The 20,773-nt window shown below is 64.0% G+C and carries 22 protein-coding genes; 6 read left to right on the top strand and 16 right to left on the bottom strand.

Features of this window, described 5'->3' with window-relative positions:
* Positions 1-6 precede the first annotated feature (6 nt).
* The 4 genes from INF37_RS12635 to INF37_RS12620 all read right to left on the bottom strand — a co-directional run bounded on the left by INF37_RS12635 (position 7) and on the right by INF37_RS12620 (position 3,776).
* Positions 7-291: a co-chaperone GroES gene (locus INF37_RS12635; protein WP_101691802.1), complete on the bottom strand. Its 285-nt coding sequence runs from the start codon at positions 289-291 to the stop codon at positions 7-9.
* Between the two features lie 194 nt (positions 292-485).
* Positions 486-1,439, bottom strand: coding sequence for a diacylglycerol/lipid kinase family protein (locus tag INF37_RS12630; RefSeq protein WP_193538634.1), 954 nt, complete (start codon positions 1,437-1,439; stop codon positions 486-488).
* 33 nt (positions 1,440-1,472) lie between these two features.
* A complete protein-coding gene (locus INF37_RS12625; protein ID WP_101691800.1) occupies positions 1,473-2,618 on the bottom strand; it encodes an S-layer homology domain-containing protein in 1,146 nt (381 codons plus the stop codon).
* Between the two features lie 30 nt (positions 2,619-2,648).
* The gene (locus INF37_RS12620) at positions 2,649-3,776 is read right to left on the bottom strand and encodes a THUMP domain-containing class I SAM-dependent RNA methyltransferase (RefSeq protein WP_207730494.1); all 1,128 of its coding nucleotides are present in this window, start codon (positions 3,774-3,776) and stop codon (positions 2,649-2,651) included.
* A 535-nt stretch (positions 3,777-4,311) separates the two neighbouring features.
* Between INF37_RS12620 and INF37_RS12615 the strand changes: the two genes are divergently transcribed.
* Together INF37_RS12615 and INF37_RS12610 are read left to right on the top strand one after the other, a co-directional pair.
* Positions 4,312-4,770: an NfeD family protein gene (locus INF37_RS12615; protein ID WP_101691798.1), complete on the top strand. Its 459-nt coding sequence runs from the start codon at positions 4,312-4,314 to the stop codon at positions 4,768-4,770.
* Between the two features lie 57 nt (positions 4,771-4,827).
* Positions 4,828-5,742 carry an SPFH domain-containing protein gene (locus INF37_RS12610; protein ID WP_101691797.1) on the top strand — a complete coding sequence of 305 codons (915 nt, stop codon included), beginning with the start codon at positions 4,828-4,830 and terminating at the stop codon, positions 5,740-5,742.
* A gap of 317 nt (positions 5,743-6,059) precedes the next feature.
* Here INF37_RS12610 and INF37_RS12605 read toward each other — a convergent pair whose 3' ends face one another.
* Entirely contained in the window at positions 6,060-7,331 is a 1,272-nt protein-coding gene (locus tag INF37_RS12605; protein ID WP_193538632.1) for an HlyC/CorC family transporter, read from the bottom strand.
* 464 nt (positions 7,332-7,795) lie between these two features.
* Here INF37_RS12605 and INF37_RS12600 point away from each other — a divergent pair, with 464 nt between their 5' ends.
* Positions 7,796-8,221, top strand: a complete 426-nt coding sequence (locus tag INF37_RS12600; RefSeq protein WP_193538629.1) for a hypothetical protein — start codon at positions 7,796-7,798, stop codon at positions 8,219-8,221.
* A 282-nt stretch (positions 8,222-8,503) separates the two neighbouring features.
* Here the strand turns inward: INF37_RS12600 and INF37_RS12595 are convergent, their stop codons facing one another.
* Positions 8,504-10,591, bottom strand: a complete 2,088-nt coding sequence (locus INF37_RS12595) for a glycosyltransferase family 87 protein (RefSeq protein ID WP_193538627.1) — start codon at positions 10,589-10,591, stop codon at positions 8,504-8,506.
* Between the two features lie 310 nt (positions 10,592-10,901).
* On the opposite strand from INF37_RS12595, the gene INF37_RS12590 reads away from it, so the two are divergent.
* Entirely contained in the window at positions 10,902-11,672 is a 771-nt protein-coding gene (locus INF37_RS12590; protein WP_186963476.1) for an SDR family oxidoreductase, read from the top strand.
* Positions 11,673-11,685: 13 nt separating this feature from the next.
* Positions 11,686-12,018 (top strand): Cif family virulence factor, encoded by a 333-nt coding sequence (locus INF37_RS12585; protein WP_101691793.1) that lies wholly within the window; start codon positions 11,686-11,688, stop codon positions 12,016-12,018.
* 358 nt (positions 12,019-12,376) lie between these two features.
* Here INF37_RS12585 and truA read toward each other — a convergent pair whose 3' ends face one another.
* Together truA and INF37_RS12575 are read right to left on the bottom strand one after the other, a co-directional pair.
* Entirely contained in the window at positions 12,377-13,114 is a 738-nt protein-coding gene (gene truA, locus INF37_RS12580) for a tRNA pseudouridine(38-40) synthase TruA (protein ID WP_193538625.1), read from the bottom strand.
* Between the two features lie 70 nt (positions 13,115-13,184).
* Positions 13,185-13,424, bottom strand: a complete 240-nt coding sequence (locus INF37_RS12575) for a polya polymerase (RefSeq protein ID WP_193538623.1) — start codon at positions 13,422-13,424, stop codon at positions 13,185-13,187.
* A 317-nt stretch (positions 13,425-13,741) separates the two neighbouring features.
* On the opposite strand from INF37_RS12575, the gene INF37_RS12570 reads away from it, so the two are divergent.
* A complete protein-coding gene (locus INF37_RS12570; protein ID WP_101691790.1) occupies positions 13,742-13,945 on the top strand; it encodes a hypothetical protein in 204 nt (67 codons plus the stop codon).
* A 74-nt stretch (positions 13,946-14,019) separates the two neighbouring features.
* Here INF37_RS12570 and ptsP read toward each other — a convergent pair whose 3' ends face one another.
* The 8 genes from ptsP to INF37_RS12530 form a co-directional block, all read right to left on the bottom strand.
* The gene (ptsP, locus tag INF37_RS12565) at positions 14,020-15,642 is read right to left on the bottom strand and encodes a phosphoenolpyruvate--protein phosphotransferase (protein ID WP_101691789.1); all 1,623 of its coding nucleotides are present in this window, start codon (positions 15,640-15,642) and stop codon (positions 14,020-14,022) included.
* A gap of 66 nt (positions 15,643-15,708) precedes the next feature.
* Entirely contained in the window at positions 15,709-16,563 is an 855-nt protein-coding gene (locus INF37_RS12560) for a PTS system mannose/fructose/sorbose family transporter subunit IID (RefSeq protein ID WP_101691788.1), read from the bottom strand.
* On the bottom strand, positions 16,553-17,311 hold the full coding sequence (locus tag INF37_RS12555) for a PTS mannose/fructose/sorbose/N-acetylgalactosamine transporter subunit IIC (protein ID WP_101691787.1): 759 nt from the start codon (positions 17,309-17,311) through the stop codon (positions 16,553-16,555). Before INF37_RS12555 ends, INF37_RS12560 begins: the two co-directional genes overlap by 11 nt.
* A gap of 134 nt (positions 17,312-17,445) precedes the next feature.
* Positions 17,446-17,919, bottom strand: coding sequence for a PTS system mannose/fructose/N-acetylgalactosamine-transporter subunit IIB (locus tag INF37_RS12550; RefSeq protein ID WP_101691786.1), 474 nt, complete (start codon positions 17,917-17,919; stop codon positions 17,446-17,448).
* Complete coding sequence (locus INF37_RS12545) at positions 17,916-18,329, bottom strand: PTS sugar transporter subunit IIA (protein WP_101691785.1); 414 nt, start codon at positions 18,327-18,329, stop codon at positions 17,916-17,918. The genes INF37_RS12550 and INF37_RS12545 overlap by 4 nt, the downstream gene beginning before the upstream one ends.
* Positions 18,330-18,362: 33 nt before the next feature.
* Positions 18,363-19,415 carry a zinc-dependent alcohol dehydrogenase gene (locus INF37_RS12540; protein WP_193538621.1) on the bottom strand — a complete coding sequence of 351 codons (1,053 nt, stop codon included), beginning with the start codon at positions 19,413-19,415 and terminating at the stop codon, positions 18,363-18,365.
* 17 nt (positions 19,416-19,432) lie between these two features.
* A complete protein-coding gene (locus INF37_RS12535; protein ID WP_193538619.1) occupies positions 19,433-20,206 on the bottom strand; it encodes a class I fructose-bisphosphate aldolase in 774 nt (257 codons plus the stop codon).
* 59 nt (positions 20,207-20,265) lie between these two features.
* Positions 20,266-20,523: an HPr family phosphocarrier protein gene (locus INF37_RS12530; protein ID WP_180956748.1), complete on the bottom strand. Its 258-nt coding sequence runs from the start codon at positions 20,521-20,523 to the stop codon at positions 20,266-20,268.
* Between the last annotated feature and the right edge of the window lie 250 nt (positions 20,524-20,773).

Raw genomic sequence — 20,773 nt, 5'->3', positions numbered from 1 at the left:
GGTTTGTTACTCGACGATGGCCAGAATGTCGCCCTGGCGCACGATGGTGTACTCCACGCCGTCAATCTTGACCTGGGTGCCGGAGTACTTGCTGGTGATGACCTTGTCGCCGGCCTTCACGGTCATGACGACTTCCTTGCCGTCCACCACGCCGCCGGGGCCCACTTCGATGACCTCAGCCACTTCGGGCTTCTCCTTGGCAGCGCCGGTGAGGATGATGCCGCCCTTGGTGGTCTCCTCGGCCTCCACCATCTTCAGGACAACGCGGTCAGCCAAAGGCTTGAGTTTCATAACAGGTTCCTCCTTATATGTGATAAATCTTTTTCAAAACAAGTTCAGCGTGTTAGCACTCATTTTACCGGAGTGCTAACACGCTTATTATAATAAACTTAGTTCTACAATTCTGCAAGCCCTAATTTTTAAATTTTTTATGAATGATGGGTGAATTTCCAGGCGAATCTCTCTCAATCTCCCTCAAAGTCTTCTTATCTCTTTTTTTCTCCGGAAATCTCATTTTTTACACCGGAGGCCGGGGCCCAGGAGGCTCCCCTGGGGATCACAAAGTTCACTTTTTTAGCAGAGAGGGCGATGGAGAGCTCATCCGTATCCAGCCGCTCCCCGTCCACATTGACCATGGAGAGCCGGTCGCAGCGCACCTTCATGGACCTGCCCCGCCGGAGGATGACCAGCTCCGGGATCTCCTCCGCCCGGCCCGCGGCGTAGAGCTTCACCAGCCGGGCCACCGTCAGGCGGGAGACCCCCTTCACCAGCAGAAATTCCAGCACCCCGTCGTCGGGGACGGCCCGGGGCGAGGGGTGAAAGCCCCCGCCGTAGTAGCGCCCGTTGCAGGCGCATAGCAGGGAGAAGTCCCCGGCAAAGGTCTCCCCGTCCACCTCCACCTCGTAGGGGCGGGCGATGCCGGCGATCAGGTTCTTCACCAGAGAGAGCTGGTAGGCCATGGGACCGCTGACCATGGGATAGCGCCGGAACTGGGCCATGCCCAGCCCGATGCGGGCGTCAAAGCCCACCGAGCAGATGTTGAGGGAGAGGCGGCCGTTGCAGTCCATCAGGTCGGCGGCGGCCTGGTCACCGTACACCAGCTCCTTCAGATCATAAAAGCGCCCCCGGTCCTGCCCGAAGAGCCGGAGAAAGTCGTTGCCCGACCCGCAGGGGTACTGGGTCACGGCGGCGTTGGGATACCCGGCGGCCCCGTTGACCACCTCGTTGAGGGTGCCGTCGCCCCCGCAGGCGTAGATGCGCACGCTCTCCCCCGTCTCGGCGGCCGCCCGGGCCAGCTCCACGGCGTGGCCGGGGTAGTCGGTCACCCTGGCCTCCCATGCCACCCCCAGGGGGTCCAGGGTGTCGGCCAGCCGGGCGATCATCTCCTGGCTGCGGTCATACTGCCCCGCGGAGGGGTTGAGCACAAACAAATGCTTCATGGTCCATCCATCCTACTGTGTTCAGATTCCCATTCAAAAGAGGGTGATACGCTGCTCCATCCGGGCCATGCGCGCGGCGATGCCGGCGGCCTCGGCGCGGGTGACCGTATCCCCGGGCCGGAAGGTGAGCTTTCCGTCGCTCCCGGCCAGCACCCCCTTGGCGTAGAGGGCATAGATGTCGTCGGCGGCATAGTCCCCGGCCTTCACGTCGGGGACGGAGGCCTTCACCCGCTCCAGGCTGTTCTTCTCGGGGATGGCCCGGCCCAGGGAGGTGGAGGCGAAGATGTGGGCCATCTCGGCCCGGGTGACGGGGCGTTCATAGTCCAGGAACTCCCCCCGCCGGAGGATGCCGCTGGCCACGCAGTAGTCCACCGAGGAGCGGTACCACACCGCCCCGGAGACGCTCTGCTGGTGGAAGTTGTCCCCCCGCTGGCGGCTCTCCATGCAGGCGGCCAGGCGCACCGCCTCGGCCACGGTCATGGTACGGTCCGGGGCGAAGCGGTTGTCCCCCACACCCTCCATGAGCTCCAGGTTGTAGGCCAGGTCCACCCACAGATCGTACCAGGACCGGGGGGACACGTCGGAAAAGTCGGGCAGCCGTCCCCGGTTGAGGGGGAAGCGGGCCGAGGGGACCTGCCGCTCCAGCATGAGCTGGTTGATCTGGTAGAAGGGGAGGACGGTGGTCTCCCCGTCCTTGGTGAGGAGGAGGGCCTCTCCCCCGCTCACCTCGGTCAGCCGGGCCGAGTCATAGACGAAGTCGTAGAAGATCTGGGTGGTCCCGCCCTTCCCGTCTGGGAAGGGCAGCAGGCTCACCACACCCCATTTGGTCCCCTTCTGGGCGATGTACAGCCCGCCGGTCATGTGGAAGAGGGAGCCGTATTCCGGCTGGATCAGGTAGGTCCCGTCCTGCCGGATGACCCCCAGCCGGTCGCCCAGCTGGACCTGGCCCAGCCCCAGGGTGAAGTCCAGCACCGAGGTGTACTGCATGGGGATGACCACCTCCCGCCGGGCGTTGGCGTATCCGAATTTCCCGTCCGGGCTCTGGGCCTTGGCCATGCCCTCCTGGTAGCCCCAGATGGTCACCCCGGCGGGAGCGGCCCCCGCGCCCAGAGGAAGGAGGGCGCACAGAGCCAGCGCAGCCAGCCCCGCTCGGGCGGCTTTGGTCCAACGATGGGCCATTTTCCATTCCTCCCCGTAATTTATTCTCTCTTATTTCCTGTCTGTATACTGAAATAGGTCACATTTTAACATGCCGTTATAGAGCTTGCGGCGTTTGTCCGCCGTGCGGCCGAAGGTGCGCTCGAACTCCGTGTGGGAGGAGAGGACCGAGACCTTCCACCCATGCGGCAGGCCCCGCACGGCCTGTCCGAAGGCCCGGTAGAGCTCCTCGGCCTCCTGCTTTTCCAGGATGCGCTCGCCGTAGGGCGGGTTGGTGACGATGCGCCCGTAGGGGTCGCTCCGGTGGAAGGTGCGGGCGTCGGCCACCTCGAAGCGGACCAGGTCCTCCACGTCGGCCTTGACCGCGTTGTCCCGGGCGATGGCCACGGCGGCGGGGTCCATGTCCCCGCCCCAGATGTCGTAGTGCCCGTCAAACTCCTTGTCCATGGCCTCGTCGGCCCCCTCCATCCACACCTTGGCGGGGAGCCAGTCCCACTTCTGGGCGGCGAAGGAGCGGCTCAGGCCGGGGGCCCGGTTCTTGGCGATGAGGGCGGCCTCGATGGGGATGGTGCCGCTGCCGCAGAAGGGGTCGCAGAAGGGGTCCCTCCCCCGGTAGCGGGAGAGGAGCACCATGGCGGCGGCCAGGGTCTCCCGCAGGGGGGCCGCCACGCCCACCGCCCGGTAGCCCCGCTTGTGGAGCCCGGCGCCGCTGGTGTCCAGCATGAGGGTGACCTCGTCCTTGAGGATGGAGAACTGGATCTGGTGGAGGGCCCCGGTCTCGGGGAGCTTCTCCAGGCCGTACTTGGCCCCCAGGCGGGCGCACACGGCCTTTTTCACGATGGACTGGCAGGCGGGGACCGAGTGGAGGGCCGAGTTCAGGGAGTGGCCCTTCACCGGGAAGGCGCCCTCCCGGGGAATGAATTCCTCCCAGGGCAGGGCGCGCACCCCCTCAAAGAGGGCGTCGAAGTCCCCGGCGTAAAAGCGGCCCAGGACGATCAGCACCCGCTCGCCGGTGCGCAGGTTCAGGTTGACCCGGGCGATATCGGCGGGGGTGGCGTCGCAGAAGACCCGGCCGTTCTCGGCCCGGACGTTGGGCAGGGAGAGGCGGCGCAGCTCCTCCGCGGCCAGGCCCTCCAGGCCGAAGAGGGTGGGGACGACAAGTTGCAGGTTGGTCATCATCGAGACATACTCCATTTCCTATACAAAATACAAATACCGGTCTGTCAATTCAAGTGCACTCTTTTGAGTTCAGGCACTATCGCCTCGCAGAGTTCCGCCGGGCGCAGACGGCGGAAGAGGGTCAAATCGTGTTTTCCGGCGGCGTGTACGTCGGAAAACACTCTGCTCAGGCCGCAAGTGTGTGGCCCTTCGGGCCATGCGCGCGGCGGCCTGCATCCCCTCGAAAAAATGCTTGCATTTTTGAGAAGCGTGTCGAACCCAGTTCGACACGCAGCTATGTTTCCCGTCCAGTATATCTGATTTTCCCCCGCAAGGCAAACCCTTTTGGACCGCGGACGCGAAAAGAGGCGATTTCACGCGCCCGGATGGGCCCAAGGGGGCAAAGCCGTCCAAAATCCGCCCCAACCGCCCCGGAAGGGCTGTGGATTTTCCACAGGGAATATGGTATGATACCACCAAGGTTTCCGGGAATCCCCGGCAACCCCCATTCCGCTCCGGTCCCCCCGTTCCGGAGCCCATGAAAGGAGGGACGCGTATGCTCCCAACCATTCTCTGGCTGGTGGCCCTGGTGGTCTTTCTGGTGGTGGAGGGCCTCACGGTGGGCCTGGTCTCCATCTGGTTCTCCGCCGGTGCGCTGGCCGCGCTGCTCCTCTCCCTCGGAGTGGAGAACATCTGGGCACAGATCGCCTGCTTCCTGGCGGTGTCCGCCCTGTGTCTGGCGGCCTTCCGGCCCATGGCCCTCAAGTACCTGAACCCCTCCCGTCGCACCCCCACCAATGCCGACCGGGTTCTGGGCATGGAGGGCGTGGTCACCCAGGCCATCGATAATCTCCGCTCCACCGGCACGGTCCAGGTCCGCGGCATGGACTGGTCGGCCCGCAGCGCCGGGGAGGAGACCATCCCCGCCGGTACCCGGGTGCGGGTGGTGCGCATGGAGGGCGTCAAGCTCTTTGTGGAGCCGGTAGGCGCCCCTGCCGCTGTGTCTCAGCCCTGAGTCATCCCCCTGTTTCCAAACCACATTGGAAGAAATGCGTAAGAGGAGGAATTGTACATGTTACCCATTATTCTGAGTATCCTGGGCGTCCTGATCCTGCTGATCCTGGTCATCAACATCAAGTTCGTGCCCCAGTCCAAGGCCTATGTCATCGAGCGCCTGGGCGCCTTCCACGAGGTCTGGGGCGTGGGTCCCCACTTCAAGGTCCCCTTCTTTGAGCGGGTGGCCAAGGCGGTCTCCCTCAAGGAGCAGGTGGTGGACTTCGCCCCCCAGCCGGTCATCACCAAGGACAACGTCACCATGCAGATCGACACCGTGATCTACTTCCAGATCACCGATCCCAAGCTCTACACCTACGGCGTGGAGCACCCCATGAGCGCCATTGAAAACCTGACCGCCACCACCCTGCGCAACATCATCGGCGAGCTGGAGCTGGACCAGACCCTCACCAGCCGGGACATCATCAACACCAAGATGCGCACCCTTCTGGACGAGGCCACCGACCCCTGGGGCATCAAGGTCAACCGGGTGGAGCTCAAGAACATCATCCCGCCCAGAGAGATCCAGGACGCCATGGAGAAGCAGATGAAGGCCGAGCGCGAGCGCCGGGAGTCCATCCTCCAGGCCGAGGGCCAGAAGCAGTCTCAGATCCTGGTGGCCGAGGGCGAGAAGCAGTCGGCCATCCTGCGGGCCGACGCGGCCAAGCAGGCCGCCATCCTGGAGGCCGAAGGCAAGGCCGAGGCCATCCTCAAGGTGCAGCAGGCCCTGGCCGACTCCATCGAGATGCTCAACAAGGCCAACCCCAACGACCAGGTGGTCAAGATCAAGGCGCTGGAGGCCTTCCAGGCCGCCGCCGACGGACGGGCCACCAAGATCATCATTCCCAGCGAGATCCAGGGCCTGGCCGGTCTGTGCGCCAGCGCCAAGGGCGTCTTCGACTCCATGGAGCCCAATCCCCCCGCCAAGAAATAACCCCATACACGCACAAAGGGCGTGCCGGAACTCCGGCACGCCCTTCAGCGTGTCGAAAAACTTCGACACGCTTCTCAAAAATGCAAGCATTTTTTCGAGGGGATGCAGGCCGCCGCGCGCATGGCCCGAAGGGCCACACACTTACGGCCTGAGCAGAGTGTTTTCCGACGTACACGCCGCCGGAAAACACGATTTGACCTTCTTCCGCCATCTGCAGACGGCGGAACTCTGCGAGGCTCTTGCATCTAAAATCGCAGAAATTCACTTTATCGACAGCCTGAAGGGCGTGCCGGAACTCCGGCACGCCCTCGTTTTCTTTATTTTTCCTTTTCCACGGACTCGGCGTCCTCCTCGGGGAGGACCTCCACCCGGATCTCCATGACCCGGCGGTGGTCCACCCGGGTGACCGTCACGTCCAGGCCCTCGGCCTGGAAGCGGTCCCCCTCCTCGGGGACCCGGCCGATCTGTTCCATGACCCAGCCGGAGACCGTATTGGCGTCGCACTCGCCCCGGATGGAGAAGAGGTCGAAGAGATCGGTGAGGTCGGCGTTGCAGGAGATGAGGTAGCTGCCGTCCTCCTGCTTCTTGAACTCCTCGATGACCTCGTCGTGCTCGTCCCAGATCTCACCCACCAGTTCCTCCACGATGTCCTCCAGGGTGACCAGGCCCTCGGTGCCGCCGTACTCGTCCACCACGATGACCATGTGGGCCTTCTCCTTCTGGAGGACGCGCAGCAGGTCCGAGATCTTGGTGTTTCCGGTGGTGTAGAGCACGTTGCTCATAAAGGAGCTCACATCCTCCCGGCCGCGGAAGCGGGCGGCGTGGAAGTCCTTCTCGTGGATCACGCCCACCACGTCGTCGATGTCCTCATGGTAGACCGGAATGCGGGAGAAGCCGCTCTCGGCAAAGACCCGGGCGATCTCGTCCATGGAGTCGGTGTCCTCCACCGCCACGATGTCCACCCGGGGGGTGAGGATCTCCTCCACCTCCAGGTCGTTGAACTCGATGGCGGCCCGGATGAGCTGGCTCTCGTGCTGGTCCAGCCCGCCCTCGGTCTCGGCCTGGTCCACCATGGTGACCAGCTCCTCCTCAGTGATGCCGTCGTTGGAGGCGTTATGGAAGAGCTTGGAGAGCAGGCGCTTCCACTGGCTGAAGAGGAAGTTGGCCGGGGTCAGCACCACCATGAAAAACCGCAGCAGGGGCGCGGAGAACATGGCGAAGGCCTCGGGGGACTCCTTGGCCAGGCTCTTGGGGGAGATCTCGCCAAAGATCAGGATCACAATGGTGAGCACCACGGTGGAGACGGCGGGGCCGCTCTGTTCGTCCAGCAGCTTCACGAAGAAGAGGGTGGACACGGTGGTGGCCGTGATGTTCACGACGTTGTTGCCGATCAGGATGGTGGAGAGGAGCTTGTCATAGCTCTCTGCCAGCGCTAAGGTGCGGGCGGCCCGCTGGTCGCCGTTGTCCGCCCGGCTCTTGAGCCGGATGCGGTTGAGGGAGGTAAAGGCCGTCTCGGTGGCGGAAAAGTAGGCCGACATGGCCACCAGGATCACGATTGCGATCAACATTCCAATACTGTCACTGCCCATAGGGGAACTCATCAACTCCATTTTCATCATAAGATTGGTTTTCGTCTCAACGCAGGAAAGGACAGCCCTATCTCACCACGGGAGTAAGGCTGTCCTAAAAATCGCTCGATTCTGTTGACACAAGGGAGGTTCGTCCACCTGGGCTCACCTGCTCCTTCCACACAGATTGGATGCGCCTGCATCATTGTGAGACAGTATAGCATATTCCCCTCCAAATTGCAAGCGGCCCGCCCCGATTCCGCTTTGTAAGCTATTTTTTACAGAAAGAAACCATTTTCATTGTGTTTTTGCCCAAAATAAATACCAGTTATTCGAAAATAGACGGCGTAGTCCACAAGAATTTCTTCCATACTTCCCCCCTGTCGGGGGGTGTGCTATAATGACTTTCAATATAGAGGAAACACTCGCCTCCCGCCGTTTCTCCCGGGCGGGGGAACCAATCTCCGAAAGGGACGTGAACTGGTATGAATCGACTTTTTACCCTGCAATCGGCGCTGCTGACCCGTCTGGGGTCCGGGGAAGAGGCAGCCTGGACCGCCCTGCACATGGCCAGCGCAGGGACCATCGCCTGGAACATGGCCGAGGAGCTGGGGGATGACCCCTGCCTGGCCGCCTGTGCCGCGTCCCTGAAGATCTGCGCGGGCGTCTTCTCCGACGGGGAGGATCTGCGCAGCTTCCTCCACCTGCTCGCCCGCTTCAGTGACAGCGAGTGCGAGTCCCTGGCCGCCGTGGTGGCGGGGGAGTGCGCCGCTCCCCAGGACGCCGCCCTGGCCGACACCGCCCAGAGTGCCCAGGTGGTCGCCGCCCGGCAGTACGGCCAGCCCTTCGCCGACGAGGAGGAGCAGGCCCGCTATCACCGCTGGACCCACCGCCACGCGCTGTCTTTTTAACCGCGTGTCGAACCGGTTCGACACGCTGCTTCTCAAAAATGCGGGCATTTTTGAGAGGGGATGCAGTCCGCTGCGTCGCACGCCCCTTTAGGGCGCACGCTTGCGGCCTGAGGGGAGTGTTTTCCGACGTACATGCCGCCGGAAAACACGATTCAACTTCCTTCCGCCGTCTGCGGACGGCGGAACTCTGCGAGGCTCTTGCCGCAACCGCAGAGATCCTTCTTACGAATAGTCCGAGGGGCCGCGCTTCTTTCTGGAAGCGCGGCCCCTTTTTCATACGCTCTAAGCGCCTGTGTGGATCTCCATCTCCGGGTGGACCTGGCGGATGAGGTCGGCCAGCTCCTGTTTTTCCTCCGGCGTGGGCTCCCGCAGCTTTTCGAAGAAATAGACCGTGATGCCGTCGCTCTCCAGCACAAAGGTCTCATCCAGCTTCCGGTAGGCCCCGGCGATGGCCTCCCCCTCCAGCAGACAGTGGGCGGGGGCCCAGACCACCTGCTGGTTCTCCTCCCCCAGGTGGAGTTGGATGGGATCGGCCACGGCCAGGATGTCGCAGGTGTAGATGCTGTCCCAGAAGCCGTCCCGCTGGTCCACGGCGGCCAGGTTGACCAGATACTCGTCCCGGTCCACGTCGGACACCCGGGGCAGGTTGAGGGAGTCCTCCGCGTTGACCAGGGCGCTCTGGTTCAGGACGAAGGAGGAGGCCAGCACCCCCACCTTCTTCCCCTCCGCTCCGAACTCGTCCAGGCGGCGGATGAGCTCCACCATCTCATAGGCGTCCTCCCGCCGGGGCGGGGCGTAGGAGAAGGTGGGCAGCATCTGGATGAGGGGATAGTCCTGGATGATCCCCGACTGCACCCGGGGCAGGGCGGGACTCAGGGCGGTGGGGAGCACGATGGCCGCCGTCAAAATCACGCCCAGTCTCCCCCGTCCGGCCAGGTAGTGGAAGCCCAGCACCAGCAGGCAGGCCAGGGCCGGGGCGTAGAGGAGCAGGTGCTGCTGTCCGTGGGACTGGACATGGACGAAGAGGAAGGCGCACACCGCCGGCTCCAGCAGGAGGAAGAGGGCCTGCCGCCGGGTGGCCTTCCCCCGGCACAGCCACAGCCCCAGGGCCGCCGCCGCCAACAGGAGGAAGAGCCCGTAGTACCGCTGGAGGATGCGCACATCCACCCCCAGTCCCAGGTCATAGGCGGCGTACATCTGGGCGTAGTCGGCCAGAAGGCGCCCCGAGACGAAGGTCTGGAGGAAGTAGAGCAGCGGGAAGCCGAAGCCGCACAGGTACCCCAGCACCGGGGCCGGGGAGCGGCGGAAGGCGAGAGCCTCCACGCACAGGACCAGCAGGAAGGCCAGGGCGTAGAAGGCGTACCACCGCCGCAGCACCACCGCCCCGGCGGCCAGCAGTCCGATCAGCAGATAGCGGGAGAAGCGACCCTTCCCCGGCTCCTTCAGGTGGAGGAGGAGGGCCCCCAGGGCCACCGCGGTCCCGGCGATGTCCACATAGCCGGTCACCGAGGTGTAAAAGAGGGAGGGCAAGGCCAGCATCCCGGCGGCCGGGAGCCAATAGCCCCGGGGGCGCAGGCTGCGGGCGTACCCCCAGAGGAGCAGCAGGGTGGGAAAGAGGCAGAAGTTCCCGATGGACATGAGATAGACCAGCCGGGAGGGCCCGAAAAGCAGGGCAAAGGGGACACAGAGCAGGCCGATGGTGTCGTTGTAGTCGGTGGTAAAGATGGACTCATACACCCGGCTCAGGGCGGCGGCGATCCCCTGGTCCCGGAAGGTCTCGGCCAGGGAGTAGGTGCTGCGCCAGTAGATGGCGCTGTCCCAGCTGTAAATGGTGGCGCTCCCCCGGGCGTAGGCGTAGACCAGCAGGTTGACCAGCCCCCACAGGACCAGGATGGCGCACACATCCCGCCGGGAGAGGCCCCGCAGCCACGTCCCCGCCCCGCCCAGGCACTCCCGCAGGGCGAAGAGCAGGTGCAGGAGGAAGAGGGCCAGCAAAATCCCGCCCCCCGCCAGGACCAGCAGGTTCATCCCCCGGGAGAGGGCGATCCCGCCCCCCTCCACGGCCCGGTCCAGCACCAGCCCCCGGAAGCGCAGGGCAAAGACCACGCACAGGGGGTAGAGGACCCACCCCGCCCGCTGCCCGCCGAAGGCGTACCGGGCCAGATGGCCGTTCACCAGGGGGGCGCACAGCCCGCCCAGCAGGGCCAGCAGGGGCCCCAGGGCCAATGCCGCCCCCAGCGGCAGGGGGATGCCCCGGGCCTGGACCAGAAAGGCCGCCAGGCGCACCCCCAGGAAGAGGCCGGCGGCCAGTCCTCCCAGGGCATAGCATGCCCGGGCGGCCCAGGGCGTCTTTTCCGCTCTCTCGTGCATGGAAGTCCCTCCTCGGTGACAGATGGCCCTCCGTCCGGCGGGACGGAGGGCAAGATTGCTTCTATTATAGCAAACTCTCCGGCGAGAATCAGCCCCCTTCCCCGGCAAAAAGGCCCCCTCTCTTTGTGAAAAAATAAATTAGACGAATCGTGAAAAAAATCACAGATTTGCCCGGCTTCTTTTTGGATGTTTTGACCGTTTTGCATGTTTTCTTCTCCATTTTATTTGTAATACTTCACAGTTTACTTTTTGTACTTTTGACATCAAACTTATTGTTAGATAAGAAAACAAATTGTTAGGAGGAGTATCTATGGGCATCTACGTCATCACCGGCGGCTCCAGCGGCATCGGCAAGCGCACGGTGGAAATCCTGAAGGAGCGGGGCCATGAGACCGTCAACATCGACCTGAAGGACGGGGACATCAACGCCAACCTGGCCACCCCCGCCGGGCGCTCCGCCGCGCTGGAGGAGCTGCACCGCCGCTACCCGGACGGCATCGACGCCATGATCTGCAACGCGGGGGTCAACCGGAACATTCCCCTCATCATCTCCCTGAACTACTTCGGGGCCACCGAGATGGCCGCAGGAGCCTTCGACCTTCTGAAGAAAAAGGGCGGCAGCTGTGTGGTCACCTCCTCCAACTCCATCGTCCAGGGCGCGGCCCGGATGGACGTGGTGGGCATGCTCAACAACCAGGCCGACGAGGCGCGCATCCTGGAGCTGGTGAAGGACTATGATCCCCGGGCGGCCCACTCCTTCTACGCGGCCACCAAGTACGCCCTGGCCCGCTGGGCCCGGCGGATGAGCGCCAGCTGGGGGGCCCAGGGGGTGCGGCTCAACGCAGTGGCCCCCGGCAACGTCCGTACCGCCATGACCGACGGCCTCTCCCCCGAGCAGCGCGCGGCTGTGGAGGCTCTGCCCGTGCCCGTCAACTATGAGAGCGGCGAGCTGATGGACCCCAGTGACATCGCCAACGCCATCGCCTTCCTGGCCTCCCCCGAGGCCCACGGCGTCAACGGCGTGGTGCTCTTTGTGGACGGCGGGACCGACGCGCTGCTCAACTCGGAAAAAGTGTATTGAGGAGGGACCTGCTATGATCATCGCTGATTTTGTCCGCGCCCTTCAGGCAAAGGATCACAAGGCCATGGCCGCCTGTTTTGCCGACGAGTGCCGCCTGTTCGACTACTGCCCCCTGCGCATCAAGAATGAGAACTACTACATCTACGGTCGCTGGGCGGTGGAGATGTTCTACCACAACAAATTCGTCCTGGGCGGGCTGTCCGTACTGGACCCCCGCATCGTGGACGAGCGCACCGTGAACCTCTACATCAACTACGGCGGCCAGGTCAACCACGCTCTGGCCACCATCGAGAGCTATGACCCGGTCTCCGGCCTCATCCGGGAGCTGGTCATCCGTCCCGCCTGATAAAACAATCTGATCAAAAAATAAGTCCGCCGGACTGTTGTCCGGCGGACTTCGTCTATCCATCAACGGAGAAAGAGCCTCGCAGAGTTCCGTTGTCCGCAGACAACGGAATAGAATCAAATCGTTTTTTCCGGCGGCATGTACGTCGGAAAAAACACTTCTCAGGCCGCAAGTGTGTGGCCCCCCCTCGGGGACCCAAACGAAGCCCAGCGAAGCGGGTTTGTTAGGGAGAGGAGGGGCAAGGGAGTGAAGTGAGCCCTGGCCGTCAGGCCGGGGGGAACGGTGCGGACTTTGCCCCGACGATGCGCGCGGCGGCCTGCATCCCCTCGAAAAAATGCTTGCATTTTTGAGAAGCGCTTTATGCGTATTCCACTTCCACCAGGGTGAGTCCCTGGGGCGGGGCGGTGGGACCGGCGGCGGAGCGGTCCCGGGCGGCCAGGATGGCCGCCATCTCCTCGGGGGCGCGCTTTCCGGTGCCCACCTCCAGCAGAGTTCCCGTGAGGATGCGCACCATGTGGTAGAGGAAGCCGTCCCCGTGGAAGGTGAGGTCCAGGTCGTCCCCCCGGCGCACAATCCGGATGGCGTCCACCGTGCGCACGGTGGACTTCTTGAAGCGCCGGTTGGAGCAGAAGGAGCGGTAGTCGTGCCGTCCGGTCAGGACAGCGGCCGCCCGCTCCATGGCCGCCAGGTCCAGCGTCTCCTCCACCCGGAGCTGGTACTTCCGGCGGAACACGTCGGGGGCATCCCCCAGGCGGATGGCGTAGCGGTAGGTCTTGCCCACGGCGTTGAGCCGGGCGTGGAAGCGCTCCCCCGCCGGTTCCACGCCGATCACGGCGATGTCCTCGGGGAGATAGCGGTTGAGATAGGCGCGCACCTCCCCGGGCTCCCATGTGCCCGGCAGGCGGACGCTGGCCACCTGGCCCTGGGCGTGGACCCCCGCGTCGGTGCGCCCGGCGCCGTGGATCTCCACCGCCTCCCCCGCCATGCGGGAGAGCACCCCCTCCAGCTTGCCCTGGATGGTGTTGCCCGTGTTGCCCTGGCGCTGCCAGCCGTCGTAGCGGGTGCCGTCGTATTGGATGGTGAGCTTCAGATTCATGGTCGTTCCCTCCGGCAAAAAGGCCGCACCCGCGGATCTCTCCGGCAGGTGCGGCCCTCCTGTGCGTTGTTTACTCCGCGTTCAGATCGTGCAGGAAGTTGATCAGGCGGATCTGGTCGTTCTTATCGTTGGCGAAGAGCTCCAGAGAAGAGCCGGACTCCTGGATCAGACGGCCGATGGCGATGTACTGAGACATGGAGGACTTCAGGTTGAAGATATCCCCCTCCAGGGACTTCAGGTAGACCTCGTGCTCGCAGGAGTTGACCACGTCGATAAACTTCTGGACATCCTTAATATTGGTCAGGCGCATGAAAAATTCCCTCCTTTATTGAATGGTTCTATCGCAGGCTGTAAAACAGATTTTCACCGGCTTTAGTATAGCATAGATCCCCCCGCCCGGCAACGGTACGATGTGGAAAATAAACTGGCGATTCTTGCCCTTTTCTGAACTGTTTTTCACAAAGCCGCGGCTTTTTGGATGGATTTTCCTCCATCCGGTGTCCTTCTGCCCGCCTCTGGGAGGAGGGCTCTCCTTCCGGTTCTGAATTTCCCTTTCCCGGCATAGGATACATCGACAAGGGCCGTCCCCGCCGGGGACACGCCGCTGAAACAGAGGAGTGTATCGCTATGAATGTCACGTGCAAGCAGACCATTCCCCTCCTGACCCGGGTGGTGGTGACCGCCGGCGCCTGTGTGGGCTGCCGCCCGGCCATCCGGCCCGAGGGCACCATCGTGGAGGTGGGGGAGGAGGGCGTGTTCCGGGTGCTCTTTGAGGACGGCACCCGCCGCTGGTACCGGGCGGAGGAGCTCTCCCTCTCCCGCCCCCGCTGACCCGCTCTCCCGCCGCGCAGACGCGCCCCCGGTTCCGCTGGTTTGGAACCGGGGGCGCACTTCTTTTTTCAGGATCACTGCCCCATCTGGCACACCTGCATCCGGGTGCGCAGGATGGCGCCGGGACTCATGGACAGCTCGTCGATCCCCAGGTCCAGGAAGGTCTGGAGGAGGGACGGGTCGGCCCCCAGCTCGCCGCAGATGCCGATCCAGATGCCCGCCCGGTGGGCGTTCTCGGCGGCCATGGCGATGAGGCGGAGCACCGCCCGGTGCTCCGGGTCGTCAAAGCAGGCCACGCTGGCGTTCTGGCGGTCCAGGGCCAGGGTGTACTGGGTCAGGTCGTTGGTGCCCACGCTGAAGAAGTCCACCTGCCGGGCCAGCTCCTCGCTGAGGAGGGCGGCGGCCGGGGTCTCGATCATGATGCCCAGCTCCACATCTCCGGCATAGGGGATGCCCTCGGCGTCCAGCTCCCCCCGGACGGCGGCGGCCGCCTCCAGGACGGAGCGCACCTCGGCGGGGGAGGTGATCATGGGGAACATGATGGCCAGCTTCCCGTAGACCGACGCCCGGTACAGGGCCCGCAGCTGAGTGCGGAAGACCTCCGGCCGGGTCAGGCAGATGCGGATGGCCCGCATGCCCATGGCGGGGTTCTCCTCGGGAGGGAGCTGGAAGTAGTCGGCCTGCTTGTCGGCGCCGATGTCCAGGGTGCGGATGACCACCCGCTTGCCCCCCATCCGCTCCAGCACGTCCCGGTAGGCACTCAGCTGGGTCTCCTCATCGGGGTAGTCGCTGCGCTGGAGGTAGAGGAACTCGCTGCGGAAGAGGCCGATGCCCTCGGCGTCTCCCGCCAGGGCGGCCTCGATGTCCTCCGGGCCGCCCACGTTGGCGCACAGCTCGATCTTCCGCCCGCCCCGGGTCACGCTGGCCCGGCCCCGGTAGCACTCGGCCTCCGCCCGCTCGGCGCAGGCGGCGCTCTGCCGGGCCTCAAATTCCGCCCGGACCGCCCCGTCGGGGGCCACGACCACCTCGCCGGTGCTCCCGTCCACCGCCACCTCCCGGCCCTGGGAGAGCAGCTCCAGGGAGCGGCCCAGGCCCACCACCGCCGGGATGCCCATGGTGCGGGCAAAGATGGCCGTGTGGGAGTTGACCGAGCCGCCCGCCGTCACGAAGGCCAGCACCTTGCTCCGGTCCAGGCGGGCGGTCTGGCTGGGGGCCAGGTCCTCGGCAGCCAGGACGGCCGGCTCGGTGAGGACCAGGGCCTCCTCCTCCGTCCCGTTCAGGATGTGGATGAGCCGCGCGCCGATGTCCAGCACGTCGGCGGTCCGGCCCTGCATATAGTCGTTGTCCATGGCGGCGAAGGCGGCGGCCGCGTCCCGGGAGGCCTCCTGCACGGCATAGGCCGCGTCGGCTCCGTCACGGATGCGCTCCTCCACCCCCTCGCAGAAATCCGGGTCCTCCAGCACCATCTGGTGGATCTGGAAGAGCAGGGCGTTCTCCTCCCCCAGGGTCTCCAGCGTCTGCTGGTAGATCTCCTCCAGCTCCACGCCGGCCTGGGCACGGGCCGCCTCAAAGCGCGCCAGCTCCTCCTCGGGCACGGCGCCGCTCCTGGGCCGGAGCTCGGCCGGGCCGCTCCCCAGGCGGTGGATGGGGCCGATGGCCACGCCACGGCTGACCCCCTGTCCATGTAATGTGGTCATAGTCCATGTCCCTCCTGTAAAAACGAGCCGGACGGCAGGTCTGCCGCCCGGCTTGCTCGGTTTCGATCAGAAGATGCCGACCATTCCGCCGACAAAACCGATCACGACCAGACCCAGCATGATCTGGATGGAAGTGAACTTCTCCTTCCGCAGCAGAGCGTAGACGCCCAGGGTCACGCCCAGAGGCAGAAGACCCGGCATGATCGCGTCAAAGAGCTGGCTCTGCAGATCGAAGGCCTGCTCTCCGATGTTGAAGGCGATGGCGGTCTTGAAGCTGACGGAGGTGGCCACCAGGCCGCCCATGACGGTACAGCCCAGGATGCCCGCCGCGCCGATGAGCTGCTTCATCCGGCCGCCGGCCAGCATGGCGGTGATGGCGCTGCTGCCCAGGGAATAGCCCTTCATCCAGCAGTTGTAGGCGATGAGCATCAGGATGATGGGCAGGCCGATGAGGACCAGCAGGGGCCCGAAGAGGTTTCCGGTGCTGCCGAAGCTGATACCCAGAGCCACCACCAGGGGGATGATGACGCCCTGGTCCAGCGCGTCGCCGATGCCGGCCATGGGGCCCATCATACCGGTCTTGACGGCGTTGATGGCCTCGTCGCTGATCTCGGCTCCGTTGGCCCGCTCCTCCTCCATGGAGATGACGGCGCCGTGGATGACCGCGCCCACGTTGGGGTTGGTGTTGAAGAAGGTCAGGTGGCGCTGAAGGCCGGCGATCTTCTCCTCCCGGTCGGGATAGAGCTTTTTGATGATGGGCGCCATGCACATGGCGAAGGCGCCGCCCTGCATGCGCTCGTAGTTGTAGTTGGCGTGAGAGAAGAACTGCCACAGCCAGTAGGAGCGGCGGATGTCCTTCTTGTCCAGCTTAATCCGCTTATCGGTCTCCTGGACCGCATTGTTTTCCACATTAGCCGCCATAGCTCGCATCCTCCTTCTGATTCATCTGCATGTAGATGAGGGCAAAGACCAGTCCGAACATGGCCACGCCCACGATGCTGATCTGGAAGTAGGCCACCAGCAGGAAGCCCACCAGCAGGAAGGGCATGGTCTCGTTCTTCAGGATGGCACGCAGGTTCAGGCCGATGCCCAGGGCGGGCAGCAGGCCGCCCACCACCTCCAGGGCGTGGAGGATGTTGGTGCCCTGCACCACGTTCAGGAAGCTCTCCATCAGAGGCACGCCGGCCATGAGGATGACCACGGCCACGATGACCTTGAAGACCAGCATCATCACGGCGCTGGGCAGCCAGTTCATGAGCATGACGCCCTTCTCATCGCCCTTGGCCGCATAGCTGTCGGCCCAGTGGACGAAGAAGGAGTCGATGGTCATCTTGCCGACCCACCAGATGGTGCCCAGCAGGCCCAGGGGAACGGCGATGGCCAGAGCCACTTCGGTGCTGACGTTGGTGGCGATGGCCAGGGCGGTGCCGATGTAGCCGGCCACGGCCATGTCGGAGGGCATGGAGCCCCCTACGTTCAGGTGGCCCAGATAGATCAGGTTGATGGTGGCGCCGATGATGGTGCCCGTCACGGGATCGCCCATGACCAGGCCCGTCAGGAAGCCTGCCACAATGGGACGCTGGAGCACGTAATATCCTTCACCGAAGAACCAGGGTGCGTCGGAGAGATAGTAGAGCACTCCGATAATCAGGGCTTGCAACCAACTCATAACAAATGACCTCCTCTTTTCATTCGCTCAGAATCCGGGACAATCTATCAGTACGGCAGGCAACGCCCTCCTTTCGTCCCCCGCCGTCGGTTCCCCGCGGAGTTTTCATGGGCGCGCAGGAGAAAATACAGGTGTTACAGCTTGACCTTGTCGATCTCGATGCACTTGCCGTCGGGCACGATCTGGCAGAACACCCGCACCCCCTTGGCGGCGATGGCCTGGAGCTGTTCCAGCTCGGCGGGAGAGACCTGGATGTTGCGCAGGATCATCTTCCGGCCGGCCACATAGCCCATGCCGCCCAGGTTGAGCTCCTTCATGGGGGCGCCGCCCTCCAGCAGGCGCTGCATCACATCGGGGGTCTTGGCCAGCACGATGGTGCGCAGTTCGGGGGGATCGTTGGCGATGGCCTCCAGGGCCTGCTCCACCGTGTAGATGTGTACGTCGTAATCCCGGGGGACCGCCATCTTCATGACCTGGCACAGGAACTGGTCCTGGGCGGTCTTGTCGTCCACCACGAAGATCCGGGTGGCCTGATAGACCTTGCTCCACCCCGTCATCACCTGTCCGTGGATCAGGCGGTCGTCAATGCGGTAAAATACCACGCTCATACGGTTCCCTCCCTTTCTGCGATCACCTGCTCGGCGTTGACAAAGCCCTCCCGTCCGGCCTCGGTGGCCGCTGCGATGAGCTCCCCGGCCTCCATCTCTTCCCGGAGGGTGAGCAGCTCCAGCAGGGCGGGCAGATTGTAACCCGACAGGGCGTGCACATGGTGCTTCATCACCATCAGCATGGCGGTGTTGGACGGCGTGCCGCTGGGCAGGTCGGCCAGGATCAGGGTGTGATCCGGGTCTCCGAAGGCGTCGATGGCCTGCTCCAGCTTGAGGGAGAAGGTCTCCACCGTGTCGCCCGGGTAGAGGCCGAACACCTCCAGGTTCTCCTGGGGGCCCAGGATCATCTCGGCCGCCTCCCGCACACCGGCTGCAAAGGCGCCATGGCTAATCAGAATCAAATTGATCACGCTGTTTCGTTCCTTTCCGCTTCAGGGATACGGTCAATCCCCGCTCAAATCGATGAGGACCCGGTAGGTCTCCGGGCTGGAGGCCCGCTCAAAGGCGATCTGGCAATCCTCCATGGCATAGCGCTCGGTGATGAAGGGCTCCACATCGATCAGATGATACCCCAGAAGCCGGGACGCTGTCCAGAAATGTCTGGCGGTGGGGCTGTAAGAGCCGGTGATGCGCTTTTCACTGTAATGGATCTTGTTGGGGTCGATCTGGATGGGTCCGCTGGGATGGAAGGAGCCGTAATATACCATACGGCCCCGCTTGGCCAGACATTCCAGATAATCCTGGGCCAGAGAGAGCACGTTGACGGTGTAGAAGCACACGTGGGCGCCCCGGCCGCCGGTCAGCTCCAGGATGGTCTGGATGGGATCGCACTGGGTGGGGTCCACCACCACGTCGGCCCCCATCTTTTTGGCCATCTCCCGCCGGGCGGGGTCGGGCTCCATCAGGATGGTGCGGGCGCCCCGCTTCTTGCACAGCACATTGTGGAGCTGGCCCATGATGCCGCCGCCCACAATGACCACGTCCTCGCCGAAGTCCACCTCGCCCTGGTCCAGGCTGCCCAGGCAGCAGGCCAGCGGCTCGGCAAAGGCGGCCACCGAGAGGTCGGCCTCCTTGTCCGGCAGGGCATAGACCCGCTCGGAGCCGATAGCCAGGTACTGGGCGAAGCCTCCCGTGCCGGGGATGCCGTCATAGAACCGTTTTTTCGCGTTGCCGGTACACTCGTTGTCATGGCCCCGGTAGCACTGCTCGCACTGTCCGCAGCTGTCGAAGGTCTTGACCACGACCTTGTCCCCCACCTTTACGTTGGCGAAGGTCCCCTCGCCGATGGCGGCCACAGTGCCCGAGATCTCATGGCCGGGCACGAAGGGAAGGGCCACGTCGCCGCCGGAGAAGATCCGCTGCTCCCAGGTGCAGATCAGCGCCTTCTCCACCCGCACCAGCACCTCGCCGGCGGCGGGGACGGGGGTATGGAGCTCTTTGACCTCCGCCTTGCGGGGCTCGGTCACGACGATGGCTTTCATGGTTTCCGGAATCATGTCGCTCCCCTCCTCTCTTACAGGCCCTGGATGTCGGCGGCCCGCTTGCCGTTGTGGACCAGATCCACCAGCGCCCGGGTCACGGCCTCGGGGTCGGGATGCTTCCACACGTTGCGGCCGATGGCCACGCCGGCCGCACCCACCGAGATGGCCTGCTCGATGCAGACGAAGAGGTCGGAGAGCTGGCTGGTCTTTTCCCCGCCCAGCACCACCACGGGCTGGTAGGAGGCCTCGATGACCCCCCGGAACTCCTCGGGCGTGCCGGTGAAGGTGGTTTTGATGATGCTGGCGCCGTACTCACAGCCGGTCCGGGCGGCCAGGCGGACGTTCTCCACCGTCTTGGGCACCTCATTGCCGAAGCCGCCGGGGAGCATCTCGGCCATGACCGGCATCCCCCAGGCCCGGCCCTGGGCCGAGAGCTCTGCCACGTTCTTCATGCAGTCCTGCTCGGTGGGAGTGCCGGGGAAGCCGTTGCAGGCCACCGCGTCGGCGCCCAGGCGCAGGGCGTCCTCCACCGAGAAGAGCATCCGGGGATGGCCGTTGGCGGCGCTGGGGATGGCGGAGTAGCCGCCGTCGCAGCGGAGGATCAGTCCCACATGGCGCAGTATGTCGGCGTACTTGCTGGCGATGCCGTAGGTGGTCAGCACGGCGTCGGCGCCGCCGGCCACGATGGCCTCCAGGATCTCACCGGTCCGGTCCAGGGCGGGGTTGACGTTCATCCCCATGCCGTGGTCCATGGCCACAATGACGGTGCGGCCGTCTTCCCGGAAAATCTTACCCAGTCGTCTCATAGTCACATTCCTCCTATTCCCGTCTCCCGGGGAAGGGCTCCTCCCTTCCCGCGGTTTGTTTACAGATTTTCCTCACAGATCTGCCGGAGCTGAGGAAACACCGTCTCCTCGTCCGGCCCCTCTACGGTGAGGGTAATGGTATCGCCCTGCTGAATGCCCATGCCCATCACTGCCAGGATGCGGCTGACATTGACCCGCTTATCGCCCTTGCAGACCTCGATGACCGACTCACACTGCTTGGCCAGCTTGACGAACATTCCGGCGGGGCGGGCGTGCATGCCCAGACTGCTTTTGACCGTATAGACATATTCTTTCACTGTGATTCCCCGTTTCTTTCCAATCAGAGGCCCCCGGCGGTCTTCTTCCGGTTGGTAGGACCAACCTAAGGGCTGCCTTGGTTCACATGCCCTATTATAACTGGCACTTTCCACCAAAACAATGTGGTCTGACACCAATTTGATTCGTGCAATTTTGGGAAGCGTTCACAAAAGCGACGGAAAACACCCGGTTCTTCTCTTGCCTTTTCAGTGAAAAAGACTATAATGATTGGGTGTCAAACCGGCCGTA

Source organism: Pseudoflavonifractor gallinarum (assembly GCF_014982855.1).
In the GTDB taxonomy this organism is placed as follows: Bacteria; Bacillota; Clostridia; order Oscillospirales; family Oscillospiraceae; genus Pseudoflavonifractor_A; species Pseudoflavonifractor_A gallinarum.
The sequence above is the reverse complement of the archived record's forward strand: the minus strand, read 5'-3'. Positions and strand labels throughout refer to the sequence as shown.

Excerpts from the sequence above, each read along its gene's own strand:
- INF37_RS12635 (WP_101691802.1), bottom strand. The coding sequence starts at position 291 with ATGAAACTCAAGCCTTTGGCTGACCGCGTTGTCCTGAAGATGGTGGAG.
- INF37_RS12630 (WP_193538634.1), bottom strand. The coding sequence starts at position 1,439 with ATGAAGCATTTGTTTGTGCTCAACCCCTCCGCGGGGCAGTATGACCGC.
- INF37_RS12625 (WP_101691800.1), bottom strand. The coding sequence starts at position 2,618 with ATGGCCCATCGTTGGACCAAAGCCGCCCGAGCGGGGCTGGCTGCGCTG.
- INF37_RS12620 (WP_207730494.1), bottom strand. The coding sequence starts at position 3,776 with ATGATGACCAACCTGCAACTTGTCGTCCCCACCCTCTTCGGCCTGGAG.
- INF37_RS12615 (WP_101691798.1), top strand. The coding sequence starts at position 4,312 with ATGCTCCCAACCATTCTCTGGCTGGTGGCCCTGGTGGTCTTTCTGGTG.
- INF37_RS12610 (WP_101691797.1), top strand. The coding sequence starts at position 4,828 with ATGTTACCCATTATTCTGAGTATCCTGGGCGTCCTGATCCTGCTGATC.
- INF37_RS12605 (WP_193538632.1), bottom strand. The coding sequence starts at position 7,331 with ATGGGCAGTGACAGTATTGGAATGTTGATCGCAATCGTGATCCTGGTG.
- INF37_RS12600 (WP_193538629.1), top strand. The coding sequence starts at position 7,796 with ATGAATCGACTTTTTACCCTGCAATCGGCGCTGCTGACCCGTCTGGGG.
- INF37_RS12595 (WP_193538627.1), bottom strand. The coding sequence starts at position 10,591 with ATGCACGAGAGAGCGGAAAAGACGCCCTGGGCCGCCCGGGCATGCTAT.
- INF37_RS12590 (WP_186963476.1), top strand. The coding sequence starts at position 10,902 with ATGGGCATCTACGTCATCACCGGCGGCTCCAGCGGCATCGGCAAGCGC.
- INF37_RS12585 (WP_101691793.1), top strand. The coding sequence starts at position 11,686 with ATGATCATCGCTGATTTTGTCCGCGCCCTTCAGGCAAAGGATCACAAG.
- truA (WP_193538625.1), bottom strand. The coding sequence starts at position 13,114 with ATGAATCTGAAGCTCACCATCCAATACGACGGCACCCGCTACGACGGC.
- INF37_RS12575 (WP_193538623.1), bottom strand. The coding sequence starts at position 13,424 with ATGCGCCTGACCAATATTAAGGATGTCCAGAAGTTTATCGACGTGGTC.
- INF37_RS12570 (WP_101691790.1), top strand. The coding sequence starts at position 13,742 with ATGAATGTCACGTGCAAGCAGACCATTCCCCTCCTGACCCGGGTGGTG.
- ptsP (WP_101691789.1), bottom strand. The coding sequence starts at position 15,642 with ATGACCACATTACATGGACAGGGGGTCAGCCGTGGCGTGGCCATCGGC.
- INF37_RS12560 (WP_101691788.1), bottom strand. The coding sequence starts at position 16,563 with ATGGCGGCTAATGTGGAAAACAATGCGGTCCAGGAGACCGATAAGCGG.
- INF37_RS12555 (WP_101691787.1), bottom strand. The coding sequence starts at position 17,311 with ATGAGTTGGTTGCAAGCCCTGATTATCGGAGTGCTCTACTATCTCTCC.
- INF37_RS12550 (WP_101691786.1), bottom strand. The coding sequence starts at position 17,919 with ATGAGCGTGGTATTTTACCGCATTGACGACCGCCTGATCCACGGACAG.
- INF37_RS12540 (WP_193538621.1), bottom strand. The coding sequence starts at position 19,415 with ATGATTCCGGAAACCATGAAAGCCATCGTCGTGACCGAGCCCCGCAAG.
- INF37_RS12535 (WP_193538619.1), bottom strand. The coding sequence starts at position 20,206 with ATGAGACGACTGGGTAAGATTTTCCGGGAAGACGGCCGCACCGTCATT.